The organism is Bradyrhizobium pachyrhizi, from assembly GCF_029714545.1.
Taxonomy (GTDB): domain Bacteria; phylum Pseudomonadota; class Alphaproteobacteria; order Rhizobiales; family Xanthobacteraceae; genus Bradyrhizobium; species Bradyrhizobium pachyrhizi.
The window spans coordinates 3,074,238-3,085,706 of the sequence record NZ_CP121667.1 but is presented as its reverse complement, the minus strand read 5'-3'; the positions used below and the strand labels follow the sequence as shown (position 1 = coordinate 3,085,706).

Here is an 11,469-nt window from a genome sequence, read left to right as displayed (position 1 = left end):
CGCCCGATACCCACTGGGCGGGCGGCGCCCGGCAGGCTAAGGTTCCCGCATGACCGTGACAGATATCGCGACCCGGACCTACAACCACGGCTGGCGGCTCGACCCGATCGTGCGCAGCCTGCTGGACACCGATTTCTACAAGCTGTTGATGCAGCAGATGATCCGGGAATGCTATCCGGACACCCGCACGACCTTTTCGGTGATCAACCGCTCGACCCATATCCGGCTCGCCGAGGTCATCGACGAGGCCGAGCTGCGTGCCCAGCTCGACCACGCCCGCACCATCCGCTTCACCAAGAAGGAGCTGATTTGGCTCGCCGGTAACACGTTCTACGGCAAGACCCAGATGTTCTCGCCCGACTTCATCAACTGGCTCTCGACCTTCCGGCTGCCCGAATACGAGCTGCACAAGGTAGACGGCCAGTACGAGCTGCATTTCCACGGGCCGTGGACCCACACCACGATGTGGGAGATCCCGGCGCTCGCGATCCTCAACGAGCTGCGCTCGCGCGCGGCGACCAAGACCTACGGCCGCTTCGCGCTCGACGTGCTCTATGCGCGCGCCAAGGCCAAGCTGTGGGCCAAGGTCGAGCGGCTGCGCAAGCTGGACGGCTTGCGGTTGTCCGATTTCGGCACACGCCGCCGCCATGGCTTCCTCTGGCAGCGCTGGTGCGTCGAGGCGGTGAAGGAAGGTCTCGGCCCCTCCTTCACGGGAACGTCGAACGTGCTGCTCGCGATGGACAACGACCTCGAGGCGATCGGCACCAACGCGCATGAACTGCCGATGGTCGCCGCCGCGCTCGCCAATGACGACGAGGCGCTGCGCTGGGCGCCGTATCGGATCCTCGACCAATGGCGCCACACCTATGGCGGCAACCTGCTGATCGCGCTGCCCGACGCCTTCGGCACCAAGCCGTTCCTGCGCGATGCGCCGGACTGGGTCGCCGACTGGACCGGCTTTCGGCCCGACAGCGCGCCGCCGATCACGGCCGGCGAAGAGATCATCAAATGGTGGAAGCAGAAGGGCCGCGATCCCAAGGAGAAGCTGCTGGTGTTCTCCGACGCGATGGATGTCGGCTCGATCGAGGAGACGTTCCACCATTTCAAGGGACGCGTGCGCGTCAGCTTCGGCTGGGGCACCAACCTCACCAACGATTTCGTCGGCTGCGCGCCCGACGGCACCGCCGAACTCGACCCGATCTCGATCGTCTGCAAGGTGACGTCGGTCGACGGACGCCCGGCCGTGAAACTCTCCGACAATCCGGAGAAGGCGACCGGCATCCCGTCCGAGGTCGAGCGCTATTTGCGCGTGTTCGGCAATGTCGGCCGTGTTCGCACCGCAGTTCACGTCTAAACCGGCACAGATATCACTCCAATCGACTGACCCCAAGAGTTTCGCATGCCCGCACCCAAGCCGCCTGCCTTCGAAACCCTGAGCCTGCACGCCGGCCAGCGCCCCGATCCCGCGACCGGCGCGCGCGCGGTTCCGATCTATCAGACCACGTCCTACGTCTTCCAGGACGCCGATCATGCCGCGGCGCTGTTCAATCTGGAGCGCCCCGGCCACATCTACACCAGCATCTCGAACCCGACGACATCAGTGCTGGAGGAGCGGATCGCCGCGCTCGAATGCGGCGTCGGCGCGATCTGCACCGCCAGCGGCATGGCCGCGATGCATCTTGCGATCGCGACGCTGCTCAATGCCGGCGACCACATCGTCGCCTCCGCCTCGCTCTATGGCGGCACCATCAATTTGCTGGCGCACACGCTGCCGCGGTTCGGCATCACCACGACGTTCGTGAAGCCGCGTGCGCTCGACGAATTCCGTGCCGCGATCAAGCCGAACACCCGCCTCGTGATCGGCGAGACCATCGGCAATCCCGGCCTCGAGGTGCTCGATATCCCCGCAGTGGCTAGAATCGCGCATGATGCGAAGATTCCGCTCTTGATCGACAACACCTTCGCGACGCCCTATCTCAGCCAGCCGATCGAGCTCGGCGCCGACATCGCGATGAACTCGGCGACCAAGTGGATGGGCGGCCACGGCATCGCGATCGGCGGCGTCATCGTCGACGGCGGGCGGTTCGACTGGCGCGCCTCCGGCAAATTCCCGCAGCTCACCGAGCCCTATGCCGGTTATCACGGCATCGTCTTCGACGAGCAGTTCGGCAAGGCCGCCTTCATCATGCGCGCCCGCACCGAGGGCCTGCGCGATTTCGGCGCCTGCCTGTCGCCGACCAATGCGTTCCAGCTGCTGCAGGGCATCGAGACGCTCGGCGTCCGCATGGACCGTCACGTCAGCAACACCCATGCGGTGCTGGACGCCCTCGCCGCGAACAAGGCGGTCGACTGGGTGCTGCATCCGTCGCTTGAGACGCATCCGGACTACGCGCTGGCCAAGAAACTGCTGCCGCGCGGCGCCGGCTCGATCGTCAGCTTCGGCATCAAGGGCGGCCGCGCCGCCGGCAAGAAGTTCATCGAGTCCCTGAAGCTGATCAGCCATCTCGCCAATGTCGGCGACGCCAAGACGCTGGTGATCCATCCCGCCAGCACCACGCATCAGCAGATGGACGCCGAGCAGCTCAAGGCCGCCGGCATCGGCGAGGAGCTGGTGCGGCTGTCGGTCGGCATCGAAACCGCGCAGGACATCATCGACGATCTCGGCCAGGCGCTACGCGCCTCGCAAAGGACTTAGGGCCATGCAGCTTTCCGTGAACGGATCAGACACCTTCATCGCGACCGGCGGCAAACCGTTCGATCCGTCGCTGCCGGCGGTGGTGATGATCCACGGCGCCGGCTTCGATTCCTCGACCTGGGCGCTGCACAGTCGCTGGTTCGCCCATCACGGCTTTTCCGTGCTGGCGCCGGACCTGCCGGGCCATGGCCGCTCCGCCGGCAAGCCGCTGCCGACCATCGCGGAGATGGCTGACTGGATCGCCGCGTTGATCACGGCCGCCGGCGCATCGAAGGCGCGGCTGATCGGCCATTCGATGGGATCGCTGATCGCGATCGAGACCTCGGCGCGGCATCCCGACAAGGTCTCCGGCCTCGCGCTGATCGGTACCGCCGCGACCATGACGGTCGGCCCCGATCTCCTGAAGGCCGCCGAGGCCAATGACGTCGCCGCGATCGACATGGTCTCGATCTGGGGCCTCGGCTTCAAGGCCGAGCTCGGCGGCAGCCTCGCGCCGGGCCTGTGGATGCATCAGGGCGCGCAGCGGGTACTGCAGGAGGCGAAGCCGGGCGTGCTGTACAACGACCTCAACGCCTGCAACGCCTACCAGAACGCACTCACGGCTGCTGCCGCGGTCAAGGTGCCCGCGACCTTCGTCCTCGGCGAACGCGACATGATGACGCCGGCCAAGGCCGGCAAGACACTCGCTGCCGCGACGCCGAACGCCCGCACCGTCGTGCTGCCGGGTGCCGGCCACATGATGATGGTCGAGCAGCCCGACGAACTGCTGGCGGCGTTGCGGTAATATCCTCGCGCTCAACGCTCACCCCTCATCCTGAGGAGCGCGGAACGCGCGTCTCGAAGGATGAGGCCACAGTCGGGGCCTCATCCTTCGAGACGCCGCGGAGCCTGTCATCGGGCCGCGCTTTGCGCGGACCCGTTGGCGGCTCCTCACCATGAGGGTCTGATATCAAGGCGCACCCCTCAGCCGGCTCCGATGCTCTCGCATTCGAAGTGCCCTTTGCTGCCATCACCCCAAAATATCGAAAACAACCCCATGCAAAGGAGCAGGGCGGCCGCCGGCACCCGGACAAGCAACTTGACGTGTCGGGCAAATCAGCGATATCTTCTATTATTCCGAATTTCTGCGAGCGTCCCGCTGCCTGCGCAACAGTGTACGCGTCCGTCGCGATCGCGGCCGAAAATTCTCACCCACCATGCCACTGCAAGGCGACTTGGCGGATAAGCACGCGAACCGTATCAATGACCAATGGCGGGCCGCGTTCCGGTGAATCGACGCGGGTCCGGAGGACGTGGAGATGATCGACAATCACGAGCCAGGGCGTGTACTCATAAATCGAAGCGGCTCGGATCACACGCGTTGGGTGTCTGCTATGGCCCTGACAGGAGCGCGAAAGCGGACATTGTCGAAAGTCCGAGAGGGGCCATGAGCAGAACTGCAAGTAGCTGCCGTTACGCTCACCACGTGTAGCGCACGACGCCCTTGCCGGCGTAGGAGCGCGTGACGTTGGAGAACTCACCCTCGAAGGTCGCCGCCGCCGACCAGCCGTTCAGCCATTTCTTCTCGACCGCGGCGGTCACCAGTGCGGAGTCGGACGCCATCGCTGCGCCGTTCACGACAAAGCTGGCGCCCGGCAGCGTCTGGAATGTCGCGGCGATGCTCCGATCCGGATTGAAGCCGTGTGCCCAGGCGGCGCGGCCGCGCAAGGTGAGGATGCCGTCCGGCATGGCGAAGGATTTGTCGGCGCGCAGGCCGAGCTCGCTGCGCGTATCGGTGACGCTCTTCGAATTATAGGCCAGCGCAAAGGTGTTGCTGCCGACGATCGCCTGCTCGGAGTAGGTCGGCAGGTCGAAGGTGGTGAACTGCCCGGCCGCATATGGCGTGATGCCAAAACCCTGCGCGACGAAGCGATAGCCGCTCTCGACACGCCCCGACCAGGCATTGGCATTGAACTGCGCGCGCAACTGATCGACGCCGGCCACCGTGACGAAACGATCGGTGGTGATGTCCTGCCAGCCATAGGCAAGCGCGCCGGTGATATAGGCCGGCCCGACATTGTGCCGGATGAAGCCGCCGGCCTGGAACAGGTCGGAGCGGCCGCTGCCGAGATTGTTGACGCTGAAATTGGTGCCGCCGCCGGCCAGCGCGAACCCCGCGATGGTGTTCGGCGAGAAGCGGTAGTCGGCGCCGACGGCCACGCCATAGACGCTGCTCCGGGTATCGTTGGAGCCGACGACCGTATTGCCGTCGGTCCGCTGCGATCCGCCAAAACCGGCCGCCCACACGCTCCAGCGCTGCTCGAAGGAAGGCTGCAGCGGTGGCGCCTTGGTGTAGAGCGCAGCGTAAGCGTCGCGCTCGCTCCTGGCGCGGCCACTGCCCTTGGCGGCATAGGCCATGCTCTCGTCGGCATAGGCATTCGGACTTCCGCCCCCACTGATGGGATCGCCGCGCCCGGTGATGAAAGGATCGCTGATCACGCCCATGAACTGGTTCATGGCGTTGAACGTCGTCTGCTGCGCGCCGGTGCCGATCTCGCCGGACAGCTGCGTCAGGCCTGCCGGCGTTAATGCGCCAAACACCAGCGGAATGCCGCCGGTGGTATTGAAGAAATTGATCAGCGCGTTGCCGACGTTCCGCTGGTTGACGTTCAAGCCGCTGCCGAAGTCCGGCGGCGTTGGACCGTTCGGCGGCGTAAAATTGAGCGCAAGATCGAGATAGGCGTTGTTGCCGTCGTAGCTCAGGCTCGGGGTAAAGCCCGACGGAAGGTTGGTGTTCACCAGCGAACTGAATGTGCCGATCACGCCGCCGGTGGCATTGACGATCGTGTATTGTTTGGCGACGTAGGTGCCAGCCGCAAACGTCGCGCGCACGGTGGCGCCACCGAGCGTCGCCGTGCCTGCCACATTGGTGCGGTCGGCGCTCGCCGGCGAGACCTCGACCAGGTAGCTCGCAGCCGACGTGAACACCAGATTGCCCTGCACGGTCAGCGTGCCGATCGAGTTGCCGGGCGCCAGCGTGCCGCCATTGATCGTGGTATTGCCCACCGTGCCGCTGCCGCCGAGCGTAGCACCGGCGTTCACCGTCAGGGCCGAACTGGCGATCGAGCCGTCCACGATCAAGGTGCCGCCGTCGACGGCGGTCGCACCGGTATAGGTGTTGACGCCCGCGAGCGTCAGTGTGCCCGTCCCGGTCTTGGTGAGCGAGCCGCCGCTGCCGCCGCCGAAACCTCCATCCTGCAGAACGCCGGAGAATGTGGTCGCCAGGTTGTTGCCGCCCGCCTGCAGGTTCTTCGAGCCGAGGCTGATGGTGCCCGCACCCTCGATCGAGCCCGCCGTGATGCCGGCACTGGTGAGCAACGACAGATCGATGCTCCCGCCCGCGCCGTTGATGAGCCGCGCCGTGCCGCCCGTGCTCGTATTGACGAACCGAAGGCTGCCATTGTTGGTGATGGTGGCGTTGCCGGCCGTGCTGGTGTCGAAAAAGCGGAGGAAGGAGTTGCTGGTGATGGTGGCGTTGTCCGCCGTGCTTGTGTCGGAGAAGAGCACGACGAAGCTGCTGGTGATGGCGGCGCTGCCCGCCGTGCTGCTGTTGGAGAATGTCAGGCTGCCGTAGCTGGTGACGGTGGCCTTGCCGGCGCTGCTGGTGTTGAGGAAATTGACCATGGCGCCGGCGTTGTTGGTGATGGCGGCGTTGCCGGCAGTGCTGGTGCCGTTAAAATTGAGGCGGCCGTTATTGGTGATGCTGCCGCTACCTGCCGTGCTGGTGTTGAAGAACTGGGTGAGGTTATTGTTGGTGACGGTGGCGTTGTCGGCCGTGCTGGTGTCGCGGAATCCCAGGGTACCGCTGTTGGTGATGGTGGCGCCGCCGGCCGTACTGCTGTTCCTGAAATTCAGGAGGGAGCCGTTGGTGATGGTGGCGCTGCCCGCCGTGCTGCCGTTGCGGAATTCCACAATTCCCAGGGTGTTGGCGATCGTGGCGCTGCCCGCCGTGCTGGTGTCGGCGAAAAACAGGACGCCGCTGTTGGTGATGGTGTTGGCGATGGAGGCGCTGCCCGCCGTGCTGGTGTTGAAGAAACCAACGGTGCCCTGGTTGGTGATGGTGGCATTTCCGGCGCTGCCGGTGCTGGCGAAATTGACCGTTGCGCCGGTGTCGTTGATGATGGTGGCGCTGCCGGCCGAGCTGGCGCCGGCGAAACCGACGCTGCCGGTAACTGTGTTGGTGATGGCGGCGCTGCCGGCAGTGCTGGCGCCGTTGAAATTGAGGCTGCCGTTGTTGGTGATGCCGGCGCTGCCTGCCGTGCTGGTGTCGAAAAACTGCGTAAGGGCGTTGTTGGTGAGAGTGGCGTTGCCAACGGTGCTGGTGCCGTGGAAGTTGAGTACGCCCGCGCCGTTGTTGGTGATGACCGCGGTGCCGGCCGTGCTGCTGTCGTTGAACTCGATACCGAAGTTGTTGGTGATGGTGGCACTGCCGGCCGAGCTGTTGTTGAAGAAGGACAGGTTGGCGAGGGAGTTATTGATGGTGGCGGTGCCGGCCGTGCTGGTGCCGAAGAACTGGATGATGCTGTTGTTGGTGATGCCGGCGTTACCAGCAGTGCTGGTGCCGTTGAAGTTGAGGGTGCCACCGCCGTTGTTGATGATGGTGGCGTTGCCGGCGCTGCTCGAGCCGTTGAAGTTGAGAATGGTGTTGTTGGTGATGCTGGCGCTGCCGGCCGTGCTCGTGTTTGCAAACGAAAGGCCGCCGGCGTTGTTGGTGATCGTGGCGTTGCCGGCGGTGCTCGTATCGGCGAATCGAAAATTGTAGTTGTTGATGATGGTGGCGTTGCCAGCGCTGCTCGAGTTGAAGAAGTCGAGGTTGCTGTTGTTGGTGATGGTGGCGTTGCCGCCCGTGCTCGTGTTGAAGAATTGAAGTTGGGCGCCGCTGTTGATGTTGATGGCGGCGTTGCCGGCGGTGCTCGTATCGAGGAACCGAACGGTGCCGTTGTCGGTGATAGTGGCGTTGCCGGCGGTGCTCGTGCCGGAGAAAAGAAAGATGGCGTTGTTGGTGAAGCTCGGTGCAGATGCGGAATTGTTGACGATGCCGGTGCCGGTGACGGTCAACGTAGTACCATTCCCCTGAAGGATGAAACTGTAGGCCGGCACGCCTGCGCCGAACTGGATCGTGTTGATCGATGTACTGGCGCTGATGGTCACCGAGGTGGGGGCGCCATTGTTGGCGAAGGTCGCGCTGCCGTCAGGAACGGTCGGCGTGGAGCTCCAGTTGACGCCCGTGGTCCACTCACCCCCGGGGCCGTTCCAGGTGCCGTCGACGGCTTGCGCGGCGTCCGGGGCAAACATCGCGATGACGCCGAGGCACGTCGATGCGAGCAGCGCAGCGCGCAATGCACGCCTGCACGCCCGGCGCTCCGATCGCAGCATCCTGCCGTGGTCGGCCACCGGCAGATCCTGAGCTGACGCCCGCCCCCTGAAAACGACAACCCTTGAGGAGACCACGATGGAAATGAACGCGGACAATTGACGCTCAAGCATTCTCGCTTCCCCGAGCAAACTTTTGAAAAACCAGCCAACGCGGGAAATATAGGCAAGGCGACAGACTCGGGATGTAGCCGGGTTGCAACAGCAACCGATGACACCATTTGCTGAGCGACGCTTGCTCCCAGCGCGGACCGCGAAACGACCTGAACAAATCTCCAATTCCCCCAGCCAATCCGCGACTTGCAATCTTTGGCGCGACCGCACTGAGGTCTGCGGCCGGAGAGGTTGAGCCGCGGGAATGAGACACTGGATCAACAGAATGAGACGCCTTGCAAACCGAGAGCTCGCGCGGCACGCTGAGCACAGAAATCAAATGGAGAGTTCCTTGAAGCGGTCGGCGACTCGGATGCGTGGCAGGATGCCGTCTCAATTCCGCTTGGACCTGTCAGTCGCGCCGGGCAACGCGCGCGAATTCGATCTCTGGCGCGGCGGCATGTCTCCTCTATTCGCGCTGGACGCCGCGGATGCTGAGGCGCGCTCCTCCTTCGCGGTCCAAATGACCAGCTATCAGTTTGCGGACGTCGCCATCGTCTCCGGCCGTTCGTCGGCCGCCACGTTTGAACGGACGGCGCCGTTGATCGCGCGTAGCGGCGTCGACAACATCTCGCTCGTTGTCTACGCGGAAGGCGGATGTGCGTTCGACGCCGAGGGACGCGCCGCCGAGGTTCGCGCCGGAGACGTTTGTTTTCTCGACCTGTCGCGCCCCAGTTCCCTGCGCTCTCCCAACTACGAGAGCCTCACACTCATACTGCCGCGCGATGCGCTTCAACCGTACCTCGCCGACCTCGACGGCCTTCACGGACGGGTGCTGCAAAAGAAGAATCCGCTGAACGCGATGCTGGTCGGTCATCTTCAGACGTTGTTCGCGGAAGCCTCGGCGCTGAGTCTGGCGGATGGCCGCGCGGCGGTGAACGGAACCGCGGCGCTCATTGCCGCGTTCGCGGGACCGTCGGCCAACGGTCGGGACGTGATCGCGCGGTCCGAATCCGCCGCATCGATGGTTAGCTTCCGGCGATTTATCGAGGCGAACCTGCATGACCCGGAACTGGGACCGGAGTTCATATGCCGCAAGCTTGGCGTATCGCGCGCGAAACTTTATCGAACGTTCGAACCGATGGGCGGCGTTAGCTCTTATATCCAACAGCGTCGATTGGGGCGCGCGCATCAATTGATCACAGATCCGGCGCACGCCCACCAGCGCATCGGCGTCATCGCTGCTCGGTGCGGTTTCGGCAGCATCTCGGTGTTCAGCCGCGCTTTTCGCCAGGCCTTTGGCCTGCCTCCCACGGAAATGCGCGAAGCACTTGAACGCGCCGAATTTGCCGATGTCGTGTTTTCCGGCGAGGCCGGTTTCGGGACCATGAGCCGCTGGCTTCTCGGCCTCGACACAGGTGGGCGCTGAACCGCCCTCGCTTTCCGCTTCCAGCGGCGCGGTTGCCAGCCCGAAAAGTTCGGCGTCCGCTCCAGGGTCACAAGCGGTAAAGCTCAGGACGACCACAAGATTTCCGCTTCGCCCCCCAAGACCCGACATTTTGCGCGTTTATGGGCACACGCCCGGCCTGGTCGGTCCACACGGATCGTGCAGCCAAAAGCGCTTACGCGCACGGCCACGCAGGCGATCGGAAAGAATTTCCAAACGGCTGCTTGCGGCACGCGTCGGACGGCGAAGGCGCTGTTTGGCGGACGATGCCGCGACGCCGAACGCCCGCACCGTGGTGCTCGCTGGTGTCGGTTACATGATGATGGTCGAGCAGCCCGACGAACTGCTGGCGGCGCTGCGGTAATATCCTCGCGCTCAACGCTCACCCCTCATCTTGAGGAGCGCGTAGCGCGTCTCGAAGGATGAGGCCACAGTCGGGGCCTCGTGGTTCGAGACGCCGCGGAGCCTGTCATCGGACCGCGCTTTGCGCGGACCCGTTGGCGGCTCCTCACCATGAGGGTCTGATATCATTCGAAGTGCCCTCGGCCGCCACGGCTGCTGGGGACGTCGGAGACCTTCCTTGGAAGGTGAGCGCCCCCAAAATGTCGAAAACAACCCCATGCAAAGGAGCAGGGCGGCCGCCGACACTCGGACAAACCACTTGACGCGTCGGGCAAATCAGCGATATCTTCTATTATTCCGAAATCCCACGAACGCCCCGGCGCCACCGCAGCAGCGCACGCCTCCGTCGCGATTGCGGCCGAAAATTCTCACCCACCATGCCACTGCAAGGCCGATCGGATATCTGCCTCGAACGCGGTATCGGCGCGTACCCATTCCGCCTGTCCCGCCTTCAGGCCGCAAGCAGCAAACGCTTCGGCCTAGCGCTTCGTCTTGTGAAGCACCATCCTGCCCTTTGAAGCAATGCCACCCCACCTGGCAGACCAGCCGACTTCCGAGGTGGAGGGGCGTTCGGTGCGCGTCTGATCCCAGGCGCCCTGCAACGCAAACAGGGCGCCCTGGGGATCGGCACATCGAACGATCCAGCAACCATCGGGCAACTCGATCGGACCCTGGAGGACCCGGCCTCCGCCGGCATGAACGCGCTTGGCGGCCGCGCCGATGTCGTCGACATTGAAGTAGTAGAGCCAACAGGGCTGCGACACGCTCGGAAGCTTGGTGAGCATGCCGCCGATCGTCTGTCCGGCCACTGAAAACAATTCATACATATCTGCCGGATCGGCTCCAGCATGGGCCTTCTGCCAGCCAAGAAGCTCGTCGTAAAAAGCAAAGATCCTGTTCCGGTCTTCGGCCAGCAACTCGTGCCAGCCCACGCGCCCGGGCTCGTCCAATCCGCCGGGTTGCGGTTGGCCATATGTCAGTCCCGTGACCAGCGCAAACGTCGCTCCTTGCGGATCGGCGACCACTGAAATTCGGCCGATATTGCTGTCGGTCGGCGATACCAGGATGGCGCCGCCAAGACGGCGGATCTGCGCGGCCTTCGCATCCATGTCATCGACGGCGACATAGCCGACCCATCTCGGCGTTGCACCCAATCGCAGCCCCTCTTCGGGGAGCTCCATGAGACCAACCACCGGCGTGTCGCCTGCAGCAAGCACCGTATAGGCCAGCTCCGGCATCGACGCATCTTTCGTCGCCCAGCCGACGACCTTGCCATAGAAGGCAGCTGCCGCCCGCATGTCCGTCGTCAGGAGTTCATACCAGGCGAAGCGTCCGGGCTGATCGACCAAGCTAATTTCCCTGTTCAAGCGGGCCGGCAATTGCGCACTGCATCAAACCGCCCCCGCGCAATCCGCTCACG

Annotated in this window: 6 protein-coding genes; 4 read left to right on the top strand and 2 right to left on the bottom strand. The window is 64.2% G+C overall.

What is annotated here, in order from left to right:
• The first annotated feature begins 49 nt into the window (after window positions 1-49).
• Genes pncB through QA639_RS14220 form a run of 3 tightly spaced genes read left to right on the top strand, consistent with a single transcriptional unit; the run spans window position 50 to window position 3,479 of the window.
• Entirely contained in the window at window positions 50-1,354 is a 1,305-nt protein-coding gene (gene pncB, locus QA639_RS14230; RefSeq protein ID WP_028334374.1) for a nicotinate phosphoribosyltransferase, read from the top strand.
• Window positions 1,355-1,399: 45 nt separating this feature from the next.
• Window positions 1,400-2,695, top strand: a complete 1,296-nt coding sequence (locus QA639_RS14225) for an O-acetylhomoserine aminocarboxypropyltransferase (protein ID WP_283090094.1) — start codon at window positions 1,400-1,402, stop codon at window positions 2,693-2,695.
• Window positions 2,696-2,699: 4 nt separating this feature from the next.
• Window positions 2,700-3,479: an alpha/beta fold hydrolase gene (locus QA639_RS14220; protein WP_283090093.1), complete on the top strand. Its 780-nt coding sequence runs from the start codon at window positions 2,700-2,702 to the stop codon at window positions 3,477-3,479.
• Window positions 3,480-4,153: 674 nt separating this feature from the next.
• Here the strand turns inward: QA639_RS14220 and QA639_RS14215 are convergent.
• Complete coding sequence (locus tag QA639_RS14215) at window positions 4,154-8,128, bottom strand: autotransporter outer membrane beta-barrel domain-containing protein (protein ID WP_283090092.1); 3,975 nt, start codon at window positions 8,126-8,128, stop codon at window positions 4,154-4,156.
• 457 nt (window positions 8,129-8,585) lie between these two features.
• Between QA639_RS14215 and QA639_RS14210 the strand changes: the two genes are divergently transcribed.
• Complete coding sequence (locus QA639_RS14210) at window positions 8,586-9,629, top strand: helix-turn-helix domain-containing protein (protein WP_160321761.1); 1,044 nt, start codon at window positions 8,586-8,588, stop codon at window positions 9,627-9,629.
• A gap of 899 nt (window positions 9,630-10,528) precedes the next feature.
• Here the strand turns inward: QA639_RS14210 and QA639_RS14205 are convergent.
• Window positions 10,529-11,416, bottom strand: a complete 888-nt coding sequence (locus tag QA639_RS14205; RefSeq protein ID WP_028334379.1) for a VOC family protein — start codon at window positions 11,414-11,416, stop codon at window positions 10,529-10,531.
• Window positions 11,417-11,469: the final 53 nt, after the last annotated feature.

What these genes read in the sequence shown, in the direction of transcription:
- pncB (WP_028334374.1), top strand. Translation starts at nt 50, where the DNA reads ATGACCGTGACAGATATCGCGACCCGGACCTACAACCACGGCTGGCGG.
- QA639_RS14225 (WP_283090094.1), top strand. Translation starts at nt 1,400, where the DNA reads ATGCCCGCACCCAAGCCGCCTGCCTTCGAAACCCTGAGCCTGCACGCC.
- QA639_RS14220 (WP_283090093.1), top strand. Translation starts at nt 2,700, where the DNA reads ATGCAGCTTTCCGTGAACGGATCAGACACCTTCATCGCGACCGGCGGC.
- QA639_RS14210 (WP_160321761.1), top strand. Translation starts at nt 8,586, where the DNA reads ATGCCGTCTCAATTCCGCTTGGACCTGTCAGTCGCGCCGGGCAACGCG.